The sequence below is a fragment of the Pseudomonas sp. KH_024_B2 genome, from assembly GCF_057839965.1.
The window spans coordinates 3,474,895-3,501,148 of record NZ_CM174502.1 but is presented as its reverse complement, the minus strand read 5'-3'; the positions used below and the strand labels follow the sequence as shown (position 1 = coordinate 3,501,148).

Sequence of the window (26,254 nt, the reverse complement as noted above, 5' to 3'; positions counted from 1 at the left end):
AGCTCCAGAATGATCAGTTGGAATAAGGCGAGGAGTAGGGGCTGACCGGCAGGCTCATGGGGCCGCTGATGTCCTCGAACTGGTAGCGCAAGGACAGGGCACCGCTGAGTTGTTGGTAGTCGCGGGCGTTGTCCAGGCCCAGATTGGCGCCCAGCAGGAAGTTCGAAGCGAGCTTGTATTCAGCCGCCGCGGCGAGGCTGTAGCCGATCCCGGTTTTGTTTTGCCCGGCGTAGCGCAGGCCAGAGGCCGCCTGCAGGGCTTTGTCGGTAGGGAAATAATCGGCGCTGTCCTGCTCGAAATGCTGCACGCCGACCGAGCCCTTGACTTGATAGCTCAAGCGTCCGGAGCGTTGTGCCCAGGTCACCGGCACACCCAGGGCGAAGAACGTCTGCGGGCTGAAATAGCCGCCGTGGCCGTAGGTGAAATAGTCCTGGTTGTTGGCGTAGCTTATGCCGGTCATGCTCAAGCCGACGGTCAGTTTGCTGTCCGTTGCATTTTGCAGGTACCAGTACACACCGCTGCCCAGTTCACTGCGGCTGTTGGACTCGACATGGTTGCCCAATAGTTGGTGCCAGGAGGCGTAGCCATAGGCGCCGATTTCGTTGTCGTCATAGCTCAACTGGCCACGCCCGCCGTTGGCGCTCACACCGCCCCAGGATTGCCCGCTGCGTTTGTCCGTGGTGCCGGCAAACGAGGTGACGCTGTCGGTCACCGGACGCCGGGAAACGCTCACGCCGTAACGGACATTGGAGGTGTCGCTTATGGGGCGATCAACGCTGATGCCGCCCGTGGCGGTGGTGTATTTGAAGCCGAGCGGGGTGGTGCCGAGATCGGCTTTGAGCCCATCTGCGGGCCGTTGAATGGCGAGGGAAAGGCCGACACCCTCGGCTTTTTGCGAACCGACGCCGTCGCTCTGCGCACCGCTACCGAAACGCTGCAGCGCCTCACCGCTGGCACTGCCGGCGTTCAGCGAGACGGGCGTTACGCGCAGGGCGACGCGGCTTTCATCCTGCGGGATATTGATTTCCAGCGGTGTTTCAATATCGGTCAGTTTGCTCAGTCCCGACTCACTGTTGTTGCTGCGAATGCTCACGCCCTGGGTGACGTAGGCACTGCGCTCCTGAAGGATTTTACTCAGCGCCAGTTGCGCGGGGCTGATGTCCTCGCTCGCCAGTGCTGCGCGCGGCACCTGCGACTCGAATGGATTGCTCGCCTGCTGCGGCCTTAGAGTGGCGTCGATGTGAAAGGGGCCGTAAGACTTCACGCTGCCCGGCATCTCCTGAGCCGGTGGCGGGATCGCTGCCAGCAAGGTGTCGCGACTGACCTCGCCACGCTGACCCGACACCCCGGCAAAAGGGTTGGGCGCCACCGTCGAACCTGCCAGTTGGCCGCCCTGACTTCTGCGTTTCTCGCTCTGTTCGATGGCTACGGCTTTGCGCAGCAAATCGGCCGCCATGCCGGTCTTGCCCATGTTCTGGTAGAGGCGTGCGGCCTCCGTCAGCGTTTGAGGGTTACCGGATTCGGTCTTGAGCAGCTGTTGCAGTGCCTGTTCGGCAAATGCAGTGTCATGTGCCAGCACCGCCGCGTCGGCAGCACCCAGCAGCAGTTGCGGGTCGTTTGGCTGGCGCTGTAACAGCGGTTTGTAGAGATCGAGGGCCTTTGCCGTGTCGCCGTTTGCCGAGTACATCCGTGCCAGGGCCGCGACGCCAGCGCTGTCACCGGGACGTTGCGCCAGTGCGGGCGCCAGCGTGTCATAAGCGCTGGCCAGATTGCCTCGTTCACGCAGCTGGTCAGCCTGGCGGATGCGATAGCGATAGAGCAGGTCGTCGAAACGTTTGCGAGCCGGTGCGTTCAAGGGACGGTTCTGAAGGTCGCGCAGAATCGTGTTGACCTCTACGTCTTCTCCGGTTTTAAGCAGGACAGCGGCGTATTGCAGGATGAAGTCCGCCGAGGGCGCCGTGGTGTGTTGCAACTGGCCGCGCATGAGGGCCAGCGCACGGGGCGAGTCGCCGATGTCGACATAGGCCGAGGCCAGGCTCGCCGTGCGTTCTGGACTGTTGTTGGCTATCGGCTGAATGCGCTCGAGCAAGGTCAGGGCTTCCTGGCGCTGTCCGCGTTTGCCCAACTCGATCGCCTGGCTGAGTTGCAGGTTGAGGGAGACATCAGCGGCCAGCGCTTCCATGTCCGGGGTGCGTTGGTCGGGGCGCAAGCGTCCCAAGGTTGCATGGGCGGCTTTCCACTCACCCATCTGGACCGACAGCAAGGCACTGATGTAAAGCGCATCGGCATTGTCGGGGCGGGCCTGGAGCATGGCGTTGATCAGGTCCCGAGCCTTTTGCGGTTCGCCCATCGCCAGGTTCAGGCGGGCCAGGGCGAAGCGTGTCCAGATGTTGTCCGGTTCGTAGCGCAGCGCGTCCTGCAAGGCGCTGCGCGCAGCGGGCAGGTCGTTGCGTTGTTCGGCGAGCGCGGCCAGTTGCGTCGCGCGCAAGGCTTGCAGGCGTGCGGACTGGCCGATCTTTGCCTCTCCGGTGGCTGGCAGGCCGTTGATCAGTTGCAGGGCTTCATCGTTCTTGCCGCTCTTGAGCAGCACGTTGACCAGCCCTTCCTGTGCTTGAGGGTCGTCGCGGCGTAGGCTCAGCACCTGGCGATAGTTGCGCTGGGCGTCATCGAACTGGCCCGCGCTGGTCTGAATATCCGCCAGGGCGAGGCGAGCGTCCACCCCGTTCGGGGTCAGATGCAGGGCCTGATTGACCAAGGCTAATGCCTGGGCTGTCTGGCCTTTGGCCTGGGCGTCGCGGGCCTGCTGCAACGCAGACCAGTAGTGCACTTCGTTCAGTGCGGCTTGCCAGTGGCTGCCGTCGCGTTGTCGTGTGGCCTGGCCCAGGAGCTTTTCTGCATCGGCCAATCGATGTTGTTGCTGGCGAATCACCCCAAGGCCACCCAGCGCGTTAGCATCATCGGGTTGGGCATTCAAGCGTGCCTGGAAGGCCTGTTCGGCGGTGGTCTGATCGCCTTCTTTCAGGGCCTTCAGGCCGCGCGCGACTTCGGCGGGCGGTTGCCATTCCTTGCTGGCCGTCGATGCCACCTGTTGCTTGCCCTTGTTCATCTGCGCCCGGATTTCCACGTCATCCGGATGCGTCTTGAGGTACGCCTCGAACAACGGCACTTGTGCCGGATTGGGCGGGCCGATCCAGGTCAGCGCCAGGCGCCAGCTTTCGTCGGCATCACCGGCAATGTCGGTACGCTGGGTCAGCCCGGCCAGGGCGCGGATGCCCTCGGCCCGGCTGTCTTCACGGCGCACCAGATGCTTGGCGTAAAACAGCGCGACGATCGAGTCGTTGGGCATTTCCCGTTGCAGGCGCTGAAATCCGCCGCGCGCTTCAGCCCAGTCAGCCTGATTGAAGGCAAGGTTGTTGTAATACTCGCGGCCGATCGTGCCTTGAGGTGGACGGCCATCGAACAGCGAGCGAAACACGGCGGTCGCTTTGTCGCGCTCGCCGGCATCAGCGAGGCGGCGAGCCTCTTCCAGACGCTGCTGGTTTTGCGGTTGTGCCAGGGCGATGTCCTGCGCCAATTGCAGTGCCTGCCGAGGCGCTGGCTGGATGGCCTGCAAGCGGGTGAGGTATTGCTGTGCCTGTTGTGGCTTGCCCTGTTGCACGCCGATCAAGCCCAGGCCATACAGTGCGTCAACCTGGACCGGGTCCAGCAGCAGGACTTTCAGCCAGACTTCCGCAGCGCGTTGTGGGTTGTTGTGCAACTGCCAGTACTGCCCTTGCTCGACGAGCAATGTCTGTGGCGTCGGACTTTGAGCGTGGGCAGCAGCGGCCGTCCAAACGCTCATGACGGCGATGGCTAGCGTGCGGTGGTGCGCGAGCATGGGGTCTCCCAGGAGAGTTTCAGCGTTCCGTCTTCCCGGAATCGATAATGTTTATCTGCCCAGCCGAGTGCGAACAGGCTAAGCATGAAGTTGTAGTAACGCGGCGGACCCGCATTGGCATCAGGCCTGGACAGCGCCTCGCCCAAGGCCTGGTCCACCCGCAGTCGTTGCTGATCAGCGAAGCCGGGCTGGCCCTTGGCCGAAAGATATGGAATTAATGCAGCCCAGAATCCGAAAGGGCTCTGACCCTGAACACTGCCGTGGAGAACCTGGACCGTTTCCGGAGGGACACCCGTGGCCCGAGTGCTGCGGGCCATACCGTCCAGCCGTTTGAGCAGGGGCGCTGCCAGCGGTTCGGTGGCGGCGCTCATGCCCAGCCAGAGGTACACGCGAATGGCGTCGTAGCTGCCGGTTTCGCCGTTGATCGGGTCGCTCACGAACACGCCCGATTGCGCTGAAGTCCCTTGATAGCCGACCCAGTCGGCGATGAAACCGTGGGCGCTTGATTGGCTGATCATCGTCGCGCTGTTGTCGGCAATCGCTTGCCAGGGCCCGGAGGGTGCTTCCTTGGCCAGCCGCCGTAACAGCGGCAGTGGCAGGTAGCTGGGGTTCAGACGCCAGAGAGCATTCGGTTGGACGAAACCCTGCGGCCCAGGCAATACCATCGGGCCCAGCCCGGGCAGCCTGACGACCAATTGCGCTTCGATCGTCGCCATCAGTTGCAGGGCGTCTGCGTGATAGTCCGGCCGATGCCACAGGCGTGCGGCTTCGAGCAGGGCGTAGGCGAACCACAGGTCGGCGTCGGCGGCCGAGTTAGCGTCCTGCAGGCGCCACTGACCGTCCGTGCCTTGCCCCCATAACCAGCCCGGCAGGCGTGTGGCGATGGATCCGCCCGCGAGGTTGGCGGAGGTCCAGCGCCAGAGTTTGTCGAAGCGTGGCTGATCGTTGCCGATCAGTGCGAAGAGCATGCCGTAGGACTGCCCTTCAGAGGTGCTGTGATTGTTCTCCAGGCTGGATTCCAGAACCCGGCCGTCGTCCTGGACGAAGCGCGTTGAGTAGGTTTGCCACAGTGGCCAAGCCGGCGACTCACAGGATTTTCCGGCCGCTATCGCCGGCGCCAGCAGGGCGAGCGCAAGCACAGCGCTCAACCTGCGCGCGTTACTGCGCAGGCCCTGGCGAAGTGAAGCATCCCGGCTGCTCATGGACGACACAGGCCTGCGCGGCTCAATGGCCAAGACGACGTTTGGCCCGCAAGCGCAGGGCCAGGTAGGCCATCGAAGCAAGCAGCAGGACCCCGATCAGGGTAAACAGCATGAGCACCATCAGGTTCTGCGAGAGGTACCACTGCAGGTAGCGCAATGGGCCCAAGTGCCCGACGTAGTAATCCTGTTCGGCAACCAGCGATTCGACGTGCTTGCCCCTGACCACCACCAGACTGCCTTGCAGCTCGTGGCTGTTTTCTTCACGGCTGAGCAGGGCATCGGTCACGTCACTCAGGCCGCTGGGCCTGGCGCTTGCGATAAACACCACACTGCGCCCGCTGGTGAGCGGCGATTCAAATCCGGTCAGATAAGCACTGCCGTCCTCAGCGGTAAACCTGAAGCTGTTGCGCGCTTCACGCAGATTGGTTTTCGCATCCGGGCTGATCCAGTTGCGCAGACGCAAGGGCAGGTCAGACAGTTCAAAGTATTGCGCGGCGTCTTCGCCCTTGGCCGGCAGAAGGTGTTGCCATTGATCCAGCAGCGGCTGATTGTCGCCCGAGGCAAGTACCAGCAAATCTCTGTCGCGTTGCTCGGCGATCTGGGCGGCATGGACCACCTTCACGCCGGTGGCCGGATAGCCGGTGGAGTCGCCGAAGCGGCCCAGCAGGGTCAGATAGGCGCCTAGATCGGCCGGGCCTGGATCATTGGGCAGGATCACCGAGGTTTCAGAAAGGTCGGCCATGCGGGTGAACGGGAAGCCACTGTCCTTGAACACCCCGAGGTTGGGCATGGCCATAAAGTGCTCGTATTGGCTGAGGTCCAGGGTCGAGTCCGGGTCAATCACACTGCGCACGTTGTCGATGATGATGTCGCGGCATTCGCCCTGTTTGATGTAGTCATACATGAAACGAAATTGCAGGCGCGATTGCAGCGCGACTGAATTGAGCGGCAACAGCATGCGCGACGTGCGGGCCAGGCTGTCATCGGTTTTGAGCATCGCCAGCAGGCTGTCGCTATTGCCGAGTTCCTCGATCGAAGGCAGTTCGATCGACTTGATAAAGGTGTCGTTGAAGCTGATCAGCAACGAGGAATTGGTGGAGACCGGTTGGGGGGTATAGCGGTATTTCAGGTCAAGTTGCGCGCCTGGCTCACGCCAGCTGAACAGGTCGGGTGGCAAGCGCAGCGCAACCGTCAGTTGTCCCGGGTTGTAACCTGACACATTGAGCTCGCTAGGCTTTGCCAGTTCACCCAGACGAACCGGGCGATCGGAGGGCAGCCAGTTTGGCGCGTCGTACGGCTGGCGTGGCTCGAGCGAGTCGATCCGGTCGATCACCACGCTCTGCCCGGAAAAGGCCGAGCTGCCGAGCGCCAGCGCGGTCGCGGCGATTTTCAGATCGGCGCCATCGCGCCCGGAAACGATCAACAGTTTGCCCTGAGCGTCATTCGGGTTGCTCATGAGCGTCAAGGTCGGCCCCGTAGCCTCTTTGATCGGTAAGCCACTCAAGGTTGTTGATTCGCTACCGCTGACAAACACCACGGCGTTGCCTTTGGCCGGCAGGCTGGTGAGGCTGGCGGGGAAGGTTGCGCCGCGGTAGCTGGCCAGGGCGCCAAACCAGGAGGACAGGATGCCGGCGGCCTCGAGCTCAGGACCACCAGGGCGGGTGGCGAACACGAAGGGCAGCTTCAAGGGCAAGGCGTCTCGACGATCGAACAAGGGCAGCGGCAGAGCGGACAGATCGTTGGGCTGTTTTATCGAAGACACCTGGAGGCTCAGCTGGCTCTCGTTGCCGACCCTGGCCCACAGGCTGGAGTGCAGCGGGTCTTCACATTGCATCGTGTAGTGACCGATGAACTGCAGGCTGAGCCGGTTGAATTCGGTAATCATCTGCGGCGGGATCTGCACGGTCCGGGTCTGCAACTTACCGGCCTCGTCCTTGGGCAGGGGCAGGCTGGCAGCCACTTGATCGTTGACCAGCACGTTGATCTGCGAAAGGTCGGCCAACAGCGCCGGTGAGTAGCTGTACTGCAGCGTGACTTGCGCAGCCGTGACGACTTCATCGGCGCGCACATCGAAATTCACACTGTCGGTAGCCTCCACGCCCTTGAAGTTCATCGAATAGCTTTTGCCCAGCTCCTTGAGGGTGCGGGTGTAGCTGTTGGACGGGGCATCGGTCCCGGGCAACGCTGCGACCGGCATCGCCGCCGGGTCCGTGGCGCTGATTTGGGCGGCAGCACTCAAGGCCCAGCCGCTCCAGCCCAGTAGCGAGCAGGCGATCAGCATGAGTGAGCGACGAGGAAGAAAGGTCCGGCGAGTGGAAGGCTTCAAGATCGTTGCGTGTCCGCGGTGGAGTCGATAGGTGATGGAGCGTCCGGGCGTTTGCGCAGCAGCGCCTGGCCGTCCTTTAGGGTTGCAACGAACAAGTGGAGGATGGCGCGTAAGCCGATGCTGCTGATCTCCCGCAACGCCTTCAAAGGCGCGTCGATGCGGCCGTTACCCCAGGTGTTGGCCCAGGTGTCGGCCCGTGAAAATGTCAGTCGCACCAGTTCACTTTGCTGGCGCAGGGACAAGGCGTCGAATTGCACGCCCGCCATGCAGTCGTTGCTGAACATCGTTGTTGCGGGAAAGAGGCTTGAAGGAGGCGTGCGCAGAATGCAGAGCCGCAGCTTCTCATTGGCGCAGAGCTGAACCTGCGGTGGCAGCGTCAGACCCACGCCGTTCTGTGAGAAATTCTGGGTTTTGCAATCGAACGAGGTGCCGTCTTCGCGATAGATGCGCATGGGCAGATCAGCGGGCACCCTGGGTTCGGTGCGCACCTGAGAGGACTCGCGGGCCACCGCCACGGCGGCGCCGACCATGATGATGTTGTACAGGGTCCAGGCCAGGTTGATCAGCAGAGTAGTGACTTCGGCCGAATCACTCCCTGGCAGTTTCACCATGCCGATCACCAGACCGACCATATTCAAGGTCAGCAGGACGATGTAAGGCCGCGCGAGTTTCCAGTCGAAATAGTCTTTTTCAATGGTGCCGCCCTTGTCGGTCACGTTGAATTTACCCAGCGAAGGGCTGAGCAGGGCGAACAGTACCGGGCGCATGATGTACCAGGCCAAAACCGACTCATACACTTCGTTCCAGAAGGAATGGCGAAAGCGCCCCTGGATGCTGGAGTTGGTCAGGCTGGAATGGAAAATATGTGGCAGTACATAGACCATGATCATCAACGCCGGGGCATGGAAAATCTGCGCGTCGAACATCAGGTAGGCCAAGGGAGCAGTCAAGACCACCAGACGGGGCAGACTGTAGAAAAAGTGCATCATGGCGTTGAGGTAGCAGATGCGCTGCCCCAGGTTCAGTCCTTTGCCAAACAGCGGATTGTCGGTCCGAAAAATCTGCGTCATACCCCGTGCCCAGCGTATGCGCTGACTGATGTGCCGGGAAAGGCTTTCCGTGGCGAGTCCTGCTGCCTGTGGAATGGCGAGGTAGGCGGTGTTGTAACCACGGCGATTGAGCTTGAGTGCGGTGTGTGCATCCTCCGTCACGGTTTCGGTGGCGATACCGCCGACTTCCAGCAAGTGCGTGCGGCGGATGACCGCGCAGGAGCCACAGAAGAATGTCGCGTTCCAGAGGTCGTTGCCGTCCTGTACCAGACCGTAGAACAGCTCGCCTTCATTGGGCACCGAGCGAAAGGTATCGAGGTTCTTTTCGAACGGGTCGGGTGAATAGAAGAAGTGCGGTGTTTGCAGCAACGCCAGGTTCGGGTCCTTGATAAACCAGCCCATGGTGATCTGCAGGAAGGAGCGGGTGGGCACGTGATCGGCGTCGAATATGGCAATGAACTCGCCATCGGTGACTTTGAGCGCCTCATTGAGGTTGCCGGCCTTGGCATGCTGATTGTTGTCGCGGGTGATGTAGTTGACACCAATTTGCTGGCAGAAAACCTTGAATTCCTCCCGACGTCCGTCATCGAGCACGTGCACCCGCAGCTTGCCCTCGGGCCAGTCGATGGCCTGGGCGGCGAGCACCACCAGTTTCACGATGCTCAACGCTTCGTTATAGGTGGGAATGAAGACGTCTACCGTCGGCCATTCAGCGGGCGCCTGTTGCAGAAACTGCGGTTTGCGGTGCAGCGGCCAGGCGGTCTGTACGTAGCCGAACACCAGGATGAGCAGGGCATACAGTTCAGCCAGCACCAGCCCGTAGCCAAATACGGCATCCTGCCAGTTGTCGAAGCCCAGGGTGTCGGTCAGGCGCCAGTACATGTAGCGCAACGAAGCGATCAGCGAGAGGGTGACCAGGGTCAGGATCGCCAGACGCCCGGTTCGCCTGCGGATGATCAGACTGGTGACAAAACAGACGGCGGCAAACGCTGCCTGGGAATACAGATCCAGCGGCGCGGTGAGGATACCCAGCACCAACAACGCTGCAATCAGTCCGGCTGAAATCTTCAGGCCTCGGCGGCACCACAGCGGCCATCGACTGAAGCGGGTCTGGAAAGTATCCAGTAGCCCCTGCAACCACCACGTCTTCGCAGGTGCCGGATTCAGCTGGACGGTCATGGCGTAACCTGCTGGCCGCAGGTATCCGCAAGCAGGGCATGGACCGCGCGTGACAGCGAAAGCGTGTCCTGACAGCCAATGCTGTCGGGTGAGTACTGCAGTGGGTCCCGACCATAGGCCAGTGATTCGTTGAGCTGGTGATCGAGGTGTATCGTCCCGATCAGGTCAGCACCGAGCCGCCGCAGGAACAGCACGCCCATATCCTTGCTGAATGAACGCGAGTCATCCTGTTGGTTGAGCACATACCTGTGCCGTTGCGCCCGTCGCCGGCTGGTTGCCAGCCACTGTGTCATGGTGTCCAGTGCCAGGTAAGAGGCCGCGTCGGCCACCGTCACCACCAGCACCAGATCGGCGGCATCGAGGGCCTGTTGCGAATAGACGGTCGCTCCCGAAGGGGTATCCAGGATCACGGTGTCGTTTTCGCTGAGGTTCATCGACGCAAGGTGCCGATTCAACCAGCCAGGATCTTCAAACATCAGCTGTTTGAGCAATCGACGATCGTTCACCTCGCCAGTGCCGAAGGGCAGGCACTCACTGTCGCCATAGCCCCGCAGACAATGGGCACTCCAGTCTGCGTCCGGCTGTTTGAGCTGGATCAGCCCAGGAACCTGTCGGGTGATACCCAAGTGGCTGGACAGGGCGTTCTGAGGGTCAAGATCAATGACGATGCTTCTCTCGCCAGGGCGCCGAAGTGTTTTCGCAAGGCCGGCTGCGACGGTACTTTTACCCACCCCACCGTTCGCCGAAGCGATAGCGATGACCTTTGCCCTGGTCCGCTTGCGAGCTGTTTCCGGCAGGCCGTCTCTACGAACCTGGTTGAGCTCATGCAACAGGTCGCTCAATCGCTGACGGTCACCCGTTGCAGAAACCGCAGGTGACTCGGTCAGGGGAGGGGATTTTGGCGAAGGTAGCGAGAGAACAACACGCTTCGCAGGCTCGACCGGCGCGCCAATCAACAAAGTAGGCTGTGGTTCATCCAGTAGAAACACAGGGGGCGTTGGCGTAACCGGGTCGTCTTTGAAATCTTTATAGTTCGGTTGTATTTCCTGGTAGCTCTGCGCATTGGCGCCAAAACGTGTAAAGAGTTTCGTAATATCGTCTACATATTTCATGCGTTGTACCAGGAATGAAATAACTCAGAAACTCAGCATTCCATTAACTTAACAACGTTGATGCGTCGTCTGGGGGTTGGCAGAGTGCCACTAATCTCTGATGTCTGCGTCTGGGTGTCAATGATTGTTAAGAAAAGTCAGTGAGGCTTGTTAGCATTCGTCTGAGTGTTATTAAGGCGTTATGTTATTCGTGGAAAGTGTGAATGTTATAATGCGTCCAATAATGACTGTCCAATGAGGTGTAATGTGATCATCAGTAATGGGTGTGTTTATCGGGAGCAATAATTTTCCGACGCGATGGAGTGTGAGTTTTGGCCGCCTTCGATGATTTGATGCTGGGCTATGTATTAAAGAAGTTGACCGATGTATTTGAAGAAATAGTGGCAGTTTCAAAAAATACTTTCCCGGATAAGGCGACGGGTGTCGAGGACGGCCGGCAACGTAAGATCGCAAAGAAACTTCCCGCCTGGCTACAGCGCCTGAAAATCAGCACGCCTTACCAAGTGACCCATGTGTTACTGGATCAGATGCACGCAGCGCGAAAGCTTAAGCGCGGCCTGCGCTTCGAGGCGCAAGCTGCCTTGCTGGAGGCGCTGGTGGAGGCAGAACTGGCGATGGGCGTGGCGAATTATTCGACGGCTATTGTAGAGGGCCGTTTGAAGTGTTTATTGGATCGCTGAAGGCGATATTTACCTTGCTGCGCAGCAAGGCGTATTCGAGGAGGTAGATTGGATTCAACACGGTACATCACTCAATACGCCGGCATCACCGTCATGCTCCCGGCAGCCCTGGTCGTCGCCGGCTGGCTGTGGTGCACAGCCTCAAAAAAGGTCGCCTTTCTATGGCTAGGTGTGTTGCTCGTCGCCTATTGCGTCGTCGGCCTGAGCAAAGTGCTGTTCAAGGGCTGGGGAATCGGCCTGGAAAGCCTGGATATCGCGGTGATCAGCGGCCATGCGATGAACGCTTGCCTGGTGTCGACCGTGGTGCTGAGTCTACTGTTCCGACAGATAGACCACAGCCTTCGATGGTTCGCGCTGGGTGCAGGGCTGCTGTCGACCTGGTGGTTCAGTGTCCATTATGTCGGAACCACTATCCATCCTCTGTCAGAAGCCATTGCCGGAGCGCTTGTGGGATCCGCGGCGGCCTGCGTGTTCCTTTACAGATTGGAAAACAAGGAACTCGGCAAAATTCCCCTGCCGGCCGTGGCGCTAGGGCTTGTGGTGATTATGTTGAGTGCGAGCATTCCGAAATATACCGCTGAGGGGTTATTGAACACGCTCGCGGTGTCTCTTTCGGGGGCAGAGAAGGCTTTTAAGCAGCCTCACTGGCGTGGGGCTGACGGATCGTTACGGCTATAGAGGTTGGCTTGATTGCGAGTCCTGGTGAAGTGGCGGCACTAGGACTCACTCATATTCTTCTCATCAATCTGATCCAGCAGCTCTGCAGTCTTCATCTGCATCAACGCAACATCGCCACGACTCTCAACATTCAGCAGGATTTCGGGCTCGGTCTCCGAGAGGCGGATCTTGAAGCGCCATTCAGTGAACGTCAGGCTTAGACCGTTGCTCTCATCCATGTCCAGCACTTCGCCGGCATACCGGGTCTTGAAGTGCTCCAGAACGGCAAGTGGATTACGGACCGCGCGTCGAATCTCCCCAGAGGAAGGAAAGAGCCCAATACGCTCCACCAACAACCTCGGCTGTGGCGGAGTAGAGGAGGGGCGTCTCTCGTATGTCTGCAACCAAACCATCAACCCACTGTTGCCCTCGGTGAGCTCTTGCCCCAAAACGATAGTGCCGGATGCAAAAGGGTCCCGCGATGTATAGACAGAGTCGATCGGTGATCCAGAAGCGTTCATAGTGGTCCGCCATTGCAAAAAGGTTTATGGCCGCCTAGAGAGGCGGCACCCAGGAGCTAAAGAAAATCCCTTTTACAGGCCGTTCTGATACAGGTGCTTAAAGCAGAAGTTGGTCGCGTCGACATAACCTTCCGCGCCGCCGCAATCAAAACGATGACCTTTGAATTTGTAAGCCAGCACCAAGCCACTTTGTGCCTGTTTCATCAATGCATCGGTGATCTGGATTTCGCCGCCCTTGCCTGGTTCTGTGTCAGCGATCAGATCAAAAATATCAGGCGTCAGAATATAACGGCCAATAATGGCCAGATTGGACGGTGCGTCTTCCGGCTTGGGCTTTTCAACCATGCTGTTGACCCGATAAATGCCATCGTGAATCTGCTCGCCGGCAATGATCCCGTATTTGTGTGTCTGATCATGGGGGACTTCCTGGATCGCCACGATCGAGCAGCGGAACTGCTTATAGAGAGCGATCATCTGAGTCAGCACACCATCGCCTTCAAGGTTCAGACACAGGTCATCAGCCAGCACCACCGCAAACGGCTCATCACCAATCAACGGCTGACCAGAGAGAATGGCATGCCCAAGCCCCTTCATCTCCACCTGACGGGTGTAAGAGAAGGTGCAGGCCTCCATCAACTCGCGAGTGCCCGCCAGGAACTTCTCCTTGTCGCTGCCGCGAATCTGATGCTCCAGCTCGTAGCTGATATCGAAGTGATCCTCTAAAGCCCGTTTGCCACGACCGGTTACGATCGCCATATGCTGAAGACCCGCGTCCCGTGCTTCCTCTACGGCGTACTGGATCAGAGGCTTGTTGACGACAGGCAGCATTTCCTTGGGCATGGCCTTTGTGGCAGGTAGAAAGCGGGTGCCATAGCCGGCTGCGGGGAAGAGGCATTTACGGATCATGTAGTGTCCTGTTAGATATACGTTAGAAATGTTAATAACAAAAAGGCGATGGATACCATCGCGTTGAGCACTGTTACTTGCTCAGGATTCGATATTCATTTATAAGTTCCCGCAATAGATACCATAACCTATGCTAGGTAGCATCTGGAAAGTCGCGAATGTTAGTTTACGTCTGGAATTTCGGATGAATGTTATTTTATGTCTGTATTTATTGATGGAACGAATTTTTGTGATGTGGCACTAAGTGTTCACTTGGTATTTAAAGGTTGATGTCGTTGGGGGTTCGCAGTTAAGATTTTCATCAAGGCCTATGCGTGGGGTATTTTCAGGTTAAGCCGACAGGGAGAAACTTCGTTCTTCTCTACATTCACATTGTGGAAGAAATGAGTGTTTTTTTTGCCGTTCGGCTGCTTATCGTTCTAGAACGATAACACTCTATTACTTCAGGTGCAGGGAGGTTGCCTTGTTTAAGAAAATTCTGATCGTTTGTATTGGCAACATCTGTCGCAGTCCTACGGCAGAAAACCTGTTGCGAGAAGCTCTCGTTCGGTCCGATATTGAGGTTAGCTCCGCGGGGCTTGCTGCACTCGAGGACCACCCTATCGAGCCGATGGCGCGCATTGTTCTTGAGGAACATGGTCACTTACCTAGGGAACACAAAGCCATTCAACTGACTCCACAATCCGCCGTTGAATCAGATCTGATCCTGGTGATGGAGCAGCGGCATATTAATGGTGTTCTCAGTGTTGCACCCGAGGCCAGGGGGAAAGTTTTTTTGCTGGGTAAATGGCAAGACAACCGCGAAATCAGTGACCCGTATCGCCAAGGCAAACCTGCCTTTGTGCATGCTTATGCATTGATAGAAGAAGCCGTACATGCATGGGCACAGCGTCTCGTACGCTGATGCCACTTCTCGAACAGTAATAAGGCAAAGAACTTATTTTATGCAGCAAGCGCCAGTAGTTAATGTGCAGGATGACAATCGCAACGAGTTTGATCTTCTCGATTTACTCGGAACGCTTATACACCATAAATGGCTGATTGTGGTGGTAACTGGTGCCTTCATGGCTGCGGGGATTGCTTATGCAGTGCTGGCGACTCCGACATATAAAGCGAATGCACTGCTGCAAGTCGAAGCAAAAAAAAATGACATGCTTGGTTTTTCCGATATCGGAAGTATGCTAGGGAAAGAGTCTCCTTCAGCGACTGAGATCGAGTTGATTAAGTCCCGGACAGTAATTGGCGCTACTGTAGATAATATGAATCTTGATATTGTCGTAGAGCCAAATTATCTCCCTTTTGTTGGGGAGTTTTTAGCTCGCCGGTTCAAAACCAGTAACCCTGGCGAGTTAGCGAGTCCATGGCTGGGTATGAATAGTTACGCTTGGGGAGGTGAGTTATTAAAACTTGAATTGAATCTCCCGGAGCATGAGCTTGGCAAAAAACTGACACTCATCGCTGGTGAAAGTGGTCATTTTGCTCTTCTTGACGAAGATGGCAATTTATTGGGTGAGAGTGAAGTAGGTAGGACTTTTGATCAGGGTGGAATTAAGGTTCAGGTGGAGGAGCTTTTGGCTAATCCTGGAACCAAGTTTACTATTGTTCGCAATCCTCGACTGACTAGCATTTTAGATTATCAAGATGCGCTTGACGTATCTGAGCGTGGAAAAGACTCGGGTATTATCGCTATAGCGTTAGAAAGTATAGACCCAGAACAAGCTGTCAAGATATTGAACGAAATTGCTAATCTCTACGTACAGCAGAATGTCCAGCGCACTTCAGCTGAGGCGGCTCAAAGCCTACAATTTTTGAAAGAGCAGCTTCCACTGGTCAAAAAAGATCTGGAAAAGGCTGGCGACGCTCTCAATCAATATCAGACTCGCAATAAATCTGTAGATATCAGCCTAGAAACTAAAGCAATTCTCGATCAAATTGTGGGTTTGGATACTAGTATCTCCGAGCTGAAACTACAGCAAGCTGAGATGGATAGAAAATTTACGCGGCAACACCCTGCATATCGAGCGTTGTTAACCCAAATAAATGAGTTGACCAGCAAACAATCAGGGTTAGCAAAGAAAGTCGAAGGTTTGCCATCCACCCAACAAGAGTTGTTGAGCTTAACTCGTGATGTAGAAGTTGGTACTGAGATTTATACTCAACTTCTAAATAAAGCTCAAGAGCTAGATGTAATGCGGGCAGGAACAGTAGGTAACGTACATGTGATTGATAAGGCTGATGTCGACCTAACTAAACCTGTAAAGCCCAAGAAAATATTAATTGTATTAATTGCCACTCTCTTTGGTGGGTTTTTAGCGGTTGTTTTTGTATTTGTACGTAAAGCTCTCAATATGGGCTTGGAAAACCCTGAGGCAATCGAGCAACTAGGACTGCCGGTATATGCTTCGATTCCATTCAGCTCCTTGCAAAAAGCTGAAGAGGAAAAGTTTTCAAAAGTAGCAAATAGACAAAATGATAAAACTGCCTCCTTGCTGTCTATTAGCCATCCTACTGATTTGGCAATTGAGGCGCTACGGAGCCTACGCACCAGCTTGCACTTCGCCATGCTTGATGCAGGCAATAATCGTCTCATGATCTCAGGCCCTAGCCCATTGGTAGGTAAAACTTTCGTATCTTTAAACCTAGCTGCCGTGATCGCTCAGACTGGACAGAGAGTCTTACTGATAGATGTGGATATGCGGAAAGGCTATTTACACAAAACTTTGGGTATTCCAGCAAAAAATGGACTTTCTGATGTTTTGGCTAAGCGATGCGATCTGACAACAGCAATCTATAAATCCAATATAGAGAATTTTGACTTTATCAACCGAGGCGAAATACCCCCGAATCCTTCTGAATTGTTGATGCATCGAAATTTCACGGAATTGTTAGCGAAAGTTAGTGAAATGTATGATTTGGTGATTTTAGATACACCACCTCTGCTGGCTGTAACAGATGCTGCGATTGTCGGAAGACAATCGGGAACAAATCTTATTGTTACACGGTTTGGGCTAAATCCTGCGAGGGAAATTGAACTTACTATTCGGCGATTCGCTCAGAATGGAGTTGAGCTTAAGGGCGCTATTTTCAATGGCGTGGAAAAAAGAACAACAGGCTATAGTTATGGTAACTATGAGTACTACCACTATGAGTATAAGTCGGATAAGGCTTAAGGCTTTTTGATTTTTTGCATCTTTTCTTAAGACGCCTGGTAAAGAAGTAGAAGCGATGAAGATACTGTTCTCTGAAAATTTATAAAATCATATGTGGTTAATACATATGACATCGTCCTTAGGGAAATGACGATAAATCTTAGGGCGGTAGCGTGTCTATTTACGGGGATGCGCAAATATTGCGATGGTTTCAGAATATAAATTGAGATATGCACCTATGAAAATTGGAATTATCACGATCCATAACGCTAAAAATTATGGAGCTATGCTTCAAGCTTATGCTTTGCAAGAAGTGCTCGCTAAGTACGGTGAAACAAAAATCATTGATTATGATAATCCATATATATCGAAAAGTTTAAAGCTTATTAGGCTTGAAATAAGTCTTAAGGGGCTTGTCATTGCCGCAAAAGATGTATTTGAAATAAGTGATCGTCTTAAGTCGATAAAGAAATTCAAAGGCTTTCTAGTAACCCACTTGAATCTAACTTCCACACAGCACAGTAGCGGCGAGTCGGTAGAGAAATTTGATGTTTACGTTTCCGGTAGCGATCAAATATGGAATCCAACGTGCATCAGCAAAAAAAAACAGTTAGATAATAATTATTTTTTATCATTTGCACCAGATAGTTCAAAAAAAATAGCATATGCCTCTAGTGCAGGTTCACACAAGTATACCGAAATAGAAAAGAATAAAATAAAACCTCTTCTTGGTTTATATAGCCATATAGGAGCGAGAGAGAGTGAACTGAAAGATGTAGTTAAAGGGATCGTAAATAAGGATGTCGAGCATGTTTTGGATCCTACTTTGCTTCTGAATAAAGAAGATTGGCTTAACAAAACCAAGTCGCAAGGAAATGATCTCGGGGTGGAAGGAGGATATATATTGTCTTATTTTGTTAACCGCAAAAATAGACTTTATAGAAAAACTCTGGAGAAAGTTGCGGCATTAACAAAATTACCAATTATATCAATCAGCCCAGGCGTATTCCCTGATAAAGGGGTTGTAAGAACACTAAAAAATATAGGTCCTGTCGAGTTTGTCGATCTATTTTCAAAGGCGTCTTATGTAGTCACTGACTCCTTCCATGGAGTCGCATTTGCAGTCAATTTTGAAATTCCTCTAACTGTCGCGTCCCCGGGACTAAGTGTGATTCGAATTAGGAGTCTGCTTGAACTCTTGGGACTTGATCAGAGAATAATAAGCAAAGAGTCTGAAATAGAGAGTATTGAAATTGGGTGTCCTTACGATAACCCTTCAAAGTTGCTTCAACAACAGAAGGTCAGCTCCCTGAACTTCATTGAGCGAGCAATGTGCAGCTAGTAGTGATCGCTCAGCTGTCTATTCATATAGTGATGCTCAAGAACTCAATCATAGATAAAGATCTAACATGAATAGAAAGTATGCGTTGAAGGCAATCTCATTACTCTGGATCGGGTCATTATTGGGGGCAGGTTTCGGATTTTTGACACAAATAATTCTTGCACGCTGTTTAGGACCAGGAAAGTACGGGGCTTTTTCAGCGTCTCTTACAACTGTCACTCTTCTAGCGCCTCTTGCGGGGTTTGGTCTACAAGCTTTTTGGTTAAAAGCATTTGGGCAGGAAGGTTGGGCCGCCAGACGCTGGTTACCTGCCTCGTTTAAGTTTGTAGTGAGCAGCACTCTACTCGTAAGTGGTCTGCTAATCATATGGGCGGAATTCGGCCCGCATGGCTTAGATACAAAATACTCACTTATGATTCTAACGTCCTATCTTGCAGGACAAGCTATTTTGGAGTTGGTTTCTACAAAATTACAATTGGAGGAAAAATATCTAACGCTTTCAGCTTGGCAACTGACTCCGCACTTAGGCAGGCTAGCCATAATAGTAGGTTTTGTCGTAACGACCGAAGTAAGTATGAGTCCAGTCGAGATTTCAATAATTTATTCTATCGTTGCTATTTTATTTGCTCTACTGGGTATTTATCCTTTGTGGCAAATGACAAATCGGCATTTTGCTCTAAAGGAACATGGGCCATTTAGTGGCCCCTTAAGTAAAACGACTGTATACCCCACAGTTTATGAAACCTGCTCCCAGGCTTGGCCGTTTGGGTTAGCTGTCATATTTCATCTTTTATACTATCAAAGTAATATTGTATTGCTTCAAAAGTTAGACGGCGATAATGCTGCTGGTATTTACAACGTAGCCTTTATCGTAATGACGGGAGTATATTTGCTACCGAGCGTGATCTATCAGAAATTCATGTTGGCGAAGCTACATCGTTGGGCGCGTCACGATAAAGATATGTTTTACAAAGCATACCGTCAAGGGAATTTGGCAATGGCAGTACTGGGTGTACTGGCCGCCATTGGTCTATGGATAATCGTACCCTATATGGTGCCTTTGCTTTTTGGTGAAGCGTACAAAACGTCTGTTAATTTACTTCTTATATTAGCCTTTTGTGCGCCCTTAAGATTTGTTGCTATGAGTGTTGGAGCAGTATTGGTAACCCAAGAACATATGCGAAAAAAAGTAAAATACATGGGGGCTGTTGCGGTTATAAATATAATTTTAAATTTAGCGCTTATTCCTATGTTTAGTTACTATGGGGCGGCTGCCGCAACACTAGTAAGCGAAGTATTGTTGCTAACTTTGTATAGGTACGCTGCAAGCACTTTTGTGTTTAAGCAGCGGCAAACAGAATTTATTCGGTGATTAGTTTATGTCTAATGTAGAGCGCAAAGTAAAAGATATTTTACGACCAATAAAGTACGCGCTGATTAGCGGGGCGGGCTTTATGTATGATTATGTTCGTCATTTTAAACATGCAGGGTGGCGATCTACTCATGAGTCTGGTAGGAGAGGATATAAGTCGGTAAAAATCTATCATCGGCTCGAAAAAAGCCTGAGCTTTAGAAATAGAAAAGCTAACTCAGGCTGGAGTGCAGTAGATGATTTAATGTATTTTTTAGAAAAGTCTGATTTTTCTAAAACAATACCTACTTTCCATGAGGGGGTCGCATTAAAGGTCTTGTCTGATTTTGTTGAGCAATCGCCTTCAAATGGTGAGCGCAGTGAAGAAGTCATGAAGTTTGTGAGTGGGAGAAAGAATCATCTCATAAACAAGGGGGGCGTTTTAGATGTGAGTACGGACTATTTGCTTCAAGGTAAACTCTCAGATCCTGAGCTGTTTTTTAATAGTCGGTATTCCATAAGAGATTTTTCCGAGCAAGTAGTTCACCGCGATACGGTAAAGCGCGCAATCCAGATGGCCTTAAAGACTCCTTCGGTTTGTAATAGGCAAGCGTGGCACGTCTACCATATAGATAGCCGGGAATTAATTGATGCAGCTTTGGCGCATCAAAATGGTAATGGCGGTTTTGGCCATGAAGTTCCAAGTCTTTTGATAGTGACAACTGACTTGAATGCGTTTGAGATGCCGGAGGAAAGATATCAACATTGGATAGACGGAGGTATGTTTTCAATGTCGTTGGTTTTAGCATTCCATTCATTAGGCCTCGGCACCTGTTGCCTTAATTGGAGTAAGAATCCAATTGCTGATATTAAGTTTAGACAGGCTATTAAGATAAAAGAATCACATACGGTGATGATGATGCTTGCTGCAGGTTATCCGTCGGAAACTTTAAAGGTTTGTCAGTCGGAAAGAAAACCTTTAAATGAATATTATACTGTGATCGAAAGCATTTAATATCCTCACGACCTGGACGAATTTTGGGCGAGATATACAGTATGACTAAGCTCAATAGTAGAGCTATCAATCAACAATTGCCTTATATGCTGATTTTTATGTCAGTGTTGGCATATCCATTAGTTGAATGTTTGCAGGGGTTTATATTTAAGGGTGATACTTCAAAGGCCCTGACAAATATAATTTCTGCCATTATCATCATGCTGTTCGTGCCCTTAATAAACAAAAAAAATCGTTCATTAAGCCTGCTCGATGTAAGCTGTCTTGCCCTATTGGTTATTTTTTTAATTCTAACCATAGGCAAGTCTGCAATGACAGGAAGTTTTGCATATGACTTTTATGCGCTTTTAAGATCTCTTGTTTTAGGTGTCGCTACCTACTTGCTAGCAAAAGATATTCAAGAGACTCACAAAGAAAAACTCTTAATGATGTCGGCTCTGTACACATGGGGGGTGGTTACAGCTTTAATTGTCCTCGCCAAACTAGGGGGTATAGGTCTATACACCTACGAAGAGTTTTCGGCGGGGAATAAGTTTTATTTTCCATCTGTGAATGAAATAACATTTGTATACCTAATATCTTTTGTTGTGATTTTCTCGGTGATGAGAAGTTTTAGAATAAAAGTACTAGTTTTAGTAGCGACACTGGTGACATTTGTAATTATGGGTAATAAGTCATTTGTGCCATTGCTGTCATTGTTTTTTGTTATCAGAATGTACTTGGGGTCAAAAAAAGTAACGCGTCTATTTTACATGCTTGTATTGGTATTTATGTTTTTGTTGTTTTCCACGCTTGAGCTTCAGCAGGTCATAGTGTCATCAGTTACAGATTTTATTATTTTGCTGCTATCGAAATATAGCTTTGGAGCGGAAAAGTTAGCTGTAAAACTTAGCTACTTGAATGTATTTAGTGCGTTAATAAGTGAGCGAGACACATTGGTGGTAATTGCTTGGGATATTGTGTGTCAAGTTTACAGTTTTATTGACATCGCCATTGGCGTAAATCTTTCTGAGTACGGAGTACTTTATGGTGCTAAGCGCGGCACGGAGTTTTCTTTCTCGGAGAATGATATTGTCGATCTATTTATGTCGTATGGATTAATTGGGTTGCTACTATTTACGTTAATTATGTGGAAGATTTTTGGCGAAAAACCCGCGCCAGCAATTCAGAAGTCCTGTGAGTTAAAGAAAATAGTGGTTTTAATGTTTGTCGCTAACGGATTGCTTACGGGACATATATTTCTGTTTGGTTTTACTTGCTTTACGTTTGCACTCTATAGCGGGCTTCTAAGTGGCCACAATATGAGCAAAAAATATGTCAACTTTTCACCGAAAGACAATATTAATGTTGCGTCATATGTTTAAATTGGCATCAGTAGCTATTTTTCTAGGGTTATTTAGCTCGTTCGCGTTGGCCGGTACTTGGGATGTTGGGGTGCGAGGATTTAATGTGCATCCTGATATTAAGGCATCTGACTTAGAGGAAGCGTCTAAGTTAGGAGTTAATGTAATTCGACTTAGCTTTGATATAATTCCATTAGTTGAGGCAAGGTATCCGTATAGAATTAACAACCACGCTATTGAACAGCTTGATCGTATTCTTGCAGACTGCGAGTTGTACAATATAAAGGTAATAGTTGATGTGCATACAGTGCCAGGACTCAAAAATAAATTCACCACATCCCCAGATGATGAATTATGGACGTCACAGTATTATCAAAATATCTTGATTGAGCTGTGGGGGTATCTAGCAAACAAGTATAAGGCGCATAATAAAACTCTTTTAGCCTATGATATTCTAAATGAGCCATCTATGCCCCCTGGTTACGAAAAAGGGCAGGTTGGGGATTGGAATGTTTTAGCAAAAAAAATAGTAACTGAGATAAGGAAGTACGACGAAAATAGAGTCATTATAATTGAGCCTGCGGTCAAGTTTGTTAAGGGTAGACAAACAAATACAAGGGCAGAATCAATGTTGGATCTTGAGCTTATAGATTCTCCCAATATTGTGTATAGCCCTCATGTTTATGTCCCGTTACAGTATACCCATCAAGGCGTGATGTCGGGCTCTAAGGTCGGAAAGCAATATCCAGGATATATCAACGGTATATATTGGGATAAAGAGACCCTTAAGAGTGCTCTAGCTCCAATTGCTGAGTTTCAAAAAAAATATAATGCTGATATTTTTATTGGAGAATTTAGCGTGAGCAATCTTGCACCAAGTAATGGGTATCAGTATTTAATCGATGTCCTTGAAATTATGGAAGATCAAAAGTGGGGCTGGACTTATCACGACTTTAAGGGGTCCGGCTTTTGGAATCCGGAATTTAACAATAACGAAAGGCATGCTGAAGTGTTGGAGTCGGGGAGCGCCCCGCCTCAGACAAGGCTCAATTTGCTAAAGCATATGTTCTCGAAAAATATTGAGTCGGATAATAAAAGATGAAAGTTATACTGGCTGGTCAAAACTATCATGTGACCGGGGGGTCGGATAGAGTACTTATTGATGAAATTGATCTGCTAAATAGTAAAGGTCATATGGCTATTCCATTTGCAGCGGCCAATGAGAAGAACTTAAAAACGGAATGGGCAAATTTTTTTCCAGATGATTGCGCTGATCTTAAAAAGCCGCGATTAAAAGATGTTTTTCGGTATATATACAGTGGCGAGTCAAGGAAGTCAGTTTCTCGACTCCTAGAAAATTTCAAGCCTGATATTTTTCATTGTCATATATATTACGGAAAGCTGACGTCATCTATTTTATCCGAAGTGAAAGCTAGAGGTATACCACTAGTTCAAACGTTGCATGAGTACAAAGCAGTCTGCCCAGTGTATACCTTAACATCTAATGGTAGTGTATGTGAAAGTTGCTCCGGATTTAAATATTACAACGCCACTTTGAAAAAATGCAATCAAAACTCATTGGTGCGCTCCGCTGTGTCGACAGTGGAATCATATGTAAGTTTATATTTGGGGGCGATATCAAAGTTTGACCACTTTATCTCTGTGAGTGACTTTCTTAGGGATAAGGTTATTTCGATGGGTGTTCCCGAGAATAAAGTTACGACGATACATAACTTTACTGACGCATCTGATTTTTCCCCATCCTATGTTCAGGGTGAGTATTTTGTTTACTTTGGGCGAATAGAGCGATTGAAAGGGGTTTGGGAATTAGTTAAGTCGTTTGAGATGCTTCATGATTTAACTCTTTTAGTTGTTGGCGATGGTGGCGAACTTCCAATGCTGAAAGAATATTGCGCAAAAAACAATCTGATGAACATCAAATTTGTGGGGTTTAAATCTAAGGCTGAACTTGGTCTGATAATGCGTTCGGCAATAGCAACCATAGCACCGTCTATATGGTATGAGACTTTCGGTCTTACGCTTACCGAGTCATTTGCTTATGGGAAGCCTGTTATCGCTTCAAATATAGGCGGCATGCCGGAAGTAGTAGAGCACGGTCAAGATGCGCTACTTGTAAAGCCTGGCAGTATTGATGAGTTAACAACTGCAATTAGATATCTCGCTGATAATAGAGATATTGCGGTGGAAATGGGCCGGCAGGGTAGGGTTAATCTTGAGAGAAAATTCAATAGAGAACTGCATTACGAAAAATTGATCGATCTGTATAAAAAATTAAAGGTTAAATGAGTAAGTTATGAAAGAAATATCGATTTTGGGTATACGTGGTATCCCTGCTCAACACGGTGGGTTTGAGACGTTCGCGGAAAAACTTTCGCTGTACCTGACAAAAAACGGCTGGAATGTCACCGTGTATTGTCAGGAGGCTGGTAATGGTGATATTTCAACAAGTCAATGGAATGGCATCAACAGAATACACATCCCGGTATCTCGAGCAGGTGCTGGCGGTACTGTGATATTTGACTGGAAAGCAACTACAAATGCGCTGGGCAAGAAAGGCTTGTTTCTAACCCTTGGTTATAATACAGCCTTGTTCAACGTGCTTCAAAGAATTAAAGGTCAAGTCAATGTCATCAATATGGATGGTATTGAGTGGAAACGAGATAAATGGGGGAGTGTCGCTAAGGCATGGTTTTGGCTGAATGAGCGGGCAGGATGTTGGGTCGGAAATCATTTGGTGGCAGATCATCCACTCATAAAGTCACATTTAGCGACCCGGGTGTCAGAGTCGAAAGTGACTATGATCCCTTATGGTGGTGACGAAGTGTTGGGTGCTGATGTAACTTGTTTGGACCGGTATAATTTAAAAGAAAGCGGGTTCTCAGTTGTCATTGCTCGTCCCGAACCTGAGAACTCTTTTTTTGAAATTGTTGAAGCGTTCAGCAGCAAGGTTCGTAATCATAAGCTTGTCGTGTTGGGGAACTTTACTCCTGATAAAGTACCGTATCACAAGAAAGTAATGGATGCTGCTAGTGATGAAGTCATCTTTCCGGGGGCCATATACGATAAAGCAGTCGTACAGGCATTACGGTTTTATAGCAGATTTTATATTCATGGCCACCGCGTGGGAGGGACGAACCCATCACTCGTTGAGGCTTTAGGCGCAGGTTGTGCCGTGATTGCCCATGACAACCATTTCAATAGTTGGGTTGCGGGTGATGCGGCTATTTATTTTAGGGATCAGTTTGATTGCGCTTCACTATTTGATGCCGCTCTCAATGAGGATTATAAGTCCAGAGTACTCTTGATGAAGGCGGAAAGTATACGTCGTTTTCAAGAAAGTTTTACGTGGGAGAAAATTCTTTCTCAGTATGAAAAGCTGCTTACAACTTGGTATCCCGCGAGGCTTAAATAAATGACTAAACGAATTCTTCTAACGGGTGGCGCAGGATTTATCGGGTCTGCCGTTGTTCGTCACCTAATCAAAAATACCCAGTGTGAGGTTGCCAACCTCGATAAGCTAACGTATGCGGGTAACCTGGAATCCTTGTCTGATGTTGTAGAGTCGTCCCGATATCATTTTTTTCAAATAGATATTTGTGACGCTGTTGCGTTGGATAAAGCCTTTAAAGAGTTTCGTCCTGATTCGGTCATGCATTTGGCTGCTGAGTCTCATGTCGATCGTTCTATAGATAGCCCTGCTGACTTTATACAAACCAATATTGTGGGCACTTATACGCTACTGGAGGCAGCCAGACGGTATTGGAATGAGCTCTCAGGTGAGGCGAAGCTAAGTTTTCGCTTCCATCATATCTCTACCGATGAGGTCTATGGAGACCTTGAAGGTACTGATGATTTCTTCACGGAAACGACACCTTATGCGCCAAGCTCACCTTATTCTTCGTCCAAGGCCAGTTCCGATCATTTGGTGCGTGCCTGGTACCGAACGTATGGGTTGCCCGTATTGGTCACCAATTGCTCCAATAACTATGGGCCCTTTCATTTCCCTGAAAAATTAATCCCTCACATGATTCTGAATGCCCTTCATGGAAAGCCATTGCCGGTGTATGGCGATGGATCGCAGATCCGTGACTGGTTGTTTGTTGAAGACCATGCGCGCGCTTTGTATGAGGTGCTTACTCGGGGCGTTGTGGGGGAAACCTATAATATTGGCGGTCATAACGAAAAGCGTAATCTTGATGTAGTAGAAACGCTCTGTGACTTACTTGAAGAACTCGCGCCGATCAAGCCGCAGGGTGTGAGTTTGTATCGTGAACTCATCACCTTTGTTAAGGATCGACCGGGTCACGATCTTCGTTATGCGATTGATGCAAGCAAGGTTCAGCGTGAACTCGGATGGGTGCCGCAAGAAACATTTGAGAGTGGGATGCGAAAAACAGTTGAGTGGTATCTGAATAACACTCAATGGTGGGAGCGTGTGCTCAATGGTCAATACCAACTAGGGCGTATTGGCGACCTCTGATAGGTGTAAAACTGCTTTATTTTCTGATTAACGACTAAAGGACG

19 protein-coding genes are annotated in these 26,254 nt (G+C 50.9%); 12 read left to right on the top strand and 7 right to left on the bottom strand.

The window, feature by feature from the left end:
- Positions 1-13: 13 nt before the first annotated feature.
- From AC3I0A_RS16220 to bcsQ, 5 genes are read right to left on the bottom strand one after another with little or no spacing between them, the layout of a single operon-like run.
- Positions 14-3,877 (bottom strand): cellulose biosynthesis protein BcsC, encoded by a 3,864-nt coding sequence (locus AC3I0A_RS16220; RefSeq protein ID WP_489373073.1) that lies wholly within the window; start codon positions 3,875-3,877, stop codon positions 14-16.
- On the bottom strand, positions 3,853-5,079 hold the full coding sequence (bcsZ, locus tag AC3I0A_RS16215) for a cellulose synthase complex periplasmic endoglucanase BcsZ (RefSeq protein ID WP_489373071.1): 1,227 nt from the start codon (positions 5,077-5,079) through the stop codon (positions 3,853-3,855). Before bcsZ ends, AC3I0A_RS16220 begins: the two co-directional genes overlap by 25 nt.
- A gap of 22 nt (positions 5,080-5,101) precedes the next feature.
- Positions 5,102-7,360, bottom strand: coding sequence for a cellulose biosynthesis cyclic di-GMP-binding regulatory protein BcsB (bcsB, locus tag AC3I0A_RS16210; RefSeq protein WP_489378514.1), 2,259 nt, complete (start codon positions 7,358-7,360; stop codon positions 5,102-5,104).
- A 41-nt stretch (positions 7,361-7,401) separates the two neighbouring features.
- Positions 7,402-9,633 carry a UDP-forming cellulose synthase catalytic subunit gene (gene bcsA, locus AC3I0A_RS16205; RefSeq protein WP_489373069.1) on the bottom strand — a complete coding sequence of 744 codons (2,232 nt, stop codon included), beginning with the start codon at positions 9,631-9,633 and terminating at the stop codon, positions 7,402-7,404.
- Positions 9,630-10,745, bottom strand: coding sequence for a cellulose biosynthesis protein BcsQ (gene bcsQ, locus AC3I0A_RS16200; RefSeq protein ID WP_489373067.1), 1,116 nt, complete (start codon positions 10,743-10,745; stop codon positions 9,630-9,632). The genes bcsA and bcsQ overlap by 4 nt, the downstream gene beginning before the upstream one ends.
- Positions 10,746-11,056: 311 nt before the next feature.
- On the opposite strand from bcsQ, the gene AC3I0A_RS16195 reads away from it, so the two are divergent.
- Together AC3I0A_RS16195 and AC3I0A_RS16190 are read left to right on the top strand one after the other, a co-directional pair.
- Positions 11,057-11,425 (top strand): hypothetical protein, encoded by a 369-nt coding sequence (locus tag AC3I0A_RS16195; protein ID WP_489373065.1) that lies wholly within the window; start codon positions 11,057-11,059, stop codon positions 11,423-11,425.
- A gap of 48 nt (positions 11,426-11,473) precedes the next feature.
- A complete protein-coding gene (locus AC3I0A_RS16190) occupies positions 11,474-12,103 on the top strand; it encodes a hypothetical protein (RefSeq protein ID WP_489373063.1) in 630 nt (209 codons plus the stop codon).
- Positions 12,104-12,141: 38 nt separating this feature from the next.
- On the opposite strand, the gene AC3I0A_RS16185 is transcribed toward AC3I0A_RS16190, so the two are convergent.
- Together AC3I0A_RS16185 and galU are read right to left on the bottom strand one after the other, a co-directional pair.
- Positions 12,142-12,603 (bottom strand): mannose-1-phosphate guanylyltransferase, encoded by a 462-nt coding sequence (locus AC3I0A_RS16185; RefSeq protein ID WP_489373061.1) that lies wholly within the window; start codon positions 12,601-12,603, stop codon positions 12,142-12,144.
- Between the two features lie 72 nt (positions 12,604-12,675).
- The gene (gene galU, locus AC3I0A_RS16180; RefSeq protein ID WP_489373060.1) at positions 12,676-13,509 is read right to left on the bottom strand and encodes a UTP--glucose-1-phosphate uridylyltransferase GalU; all 834 of its coding nucleotides are present in this window, start codon (positions 13,507-13,509) and stop codon (positions 12,676-12,678) included.
- Between the two features lie 463 nt (positions 13,510-13,972).
- On the opposite strand from galU, the gene AC3I0A_RS16175 reads away from it, so the two are divergent.
- From AC3I0A_RS16175 to rfbB, 10 genes are all read left to right on the top strand, one after another.
- Entirely contained in the window at positions 13,973-14,413 is a 441-nt protein-coding gene (locus AC3I0A_RS16175; protein ID WP_489373058.1) for a low molecular weight protein-tyrosine-phosphatase, read from the top strand.
- 40 nt (positions 14,414-14,453) lie between these two features.
- On the top strand, positions 14,454-16,679 hold the full coding sequence (locus tag AC3I0A_RS16170) for a polysaccharide biosynthesis tyrosine autokinase (RefSeq protein WP_489373056.1): 2,226 nt from the start codon (positions 14,454-14,456) through the stop codon (positions 16,677-16,679).
- A 217-nt stretch (positions 16,680-16,896) separates the two neighbouring features.
- The gene (locus AC3I0A_RS16165; protein WP_489373055.1) at positions 16,897-18,000 is read left to right on the top strand and encodes a polysaccharide pyruvyl transferase family protein; all 1,104 of its coding nucleotides are present in this window, start codon (positions 16,897-16,899) and stop codon (positions 17,998-18,000) included.
- A 67-nt stretch (positions 18,001-18,067) separates the two neighbouring features.
- Positions 18,068-19,372: an oligosaccharide flippase family protein gene (locus AC3I0A_RS16160; protein WP_489373053.1), complete on the top strand. Its 1,305-nt coding sequence runs from the start codon at positions 18,068-18,070 to the stop codon at positions 19,370-19,372.
- Between the two features lie 7 nt (positions 19,373-19,379).
- Entirely contained in the window at positions 19,380-20,366 is a 987-nt protein-coding gene (locus AC3I0A_RS16155) for a nitroreductase family protein (protein ID WP_489373052.1), read from the top strand.
- 41 nt (positions 20,367-20,407) lie between these two features.
- Positions 20,408-21,730, top strand: coding sequence for a hypothetical protein (locus AC3I0A_RS16150; RefSeq protein WP_489373050.1), 1,323 nt, complete (start codon positions 20,408-20,410; stop codon positions 21,728-21,730).
- Entirely contained in the window at positions 21,711-22,811 is a 1,101-nt protein-coding gene (locus AC3I0A_RS16145) for a glycoside hydrolase family 5 protein (protein ID WP_489373049.1), read from the top strand. Before AC3I0A_RS16150 ends, AC3I0A_RS16145 begins: the two co-directional genes overlap by 20 nt.
- Positions 22,808-24,016, top strand: coding sequence for a glycosyltransferase family 4 protein (locus AC3I0A_RS16140; protein WP_489373047.1), 1,209 nt, complete (start codon positions 22,808-22,810; stop codon positions 24,014-24,016). Before AC3I0A_RS16145 ends, AC3I0A_RS16140 begins: the two co-directional genes overlap by 4 nt.
- 7 nt (positions 24,017-24,023) lie before the next feature.
- Complete coding sequence (locus AC3I0A_RS16135) at positions 24,024-25,142, top strand: DUF1972 domain-containing protein (RefSeq protein WP_489373046.1); 1,119 nt, start codon at positions 24,024-24,026, stop codon at positions 25,140-25,142.
- Complete coding sequence (gene rfbB / locus AC3I0A_RS16130; RefSeq protein WP_489373045.1) at positions 25,143-26,210, top strand: dTDP-glucose 4,6-dehydratase; 1,068 nt, start codon at positions 25,143-25,145, stop codon at positions 26,208-26,210.
- Positions 26,211-26,254 lie beyond the last annotated feature (44 nt).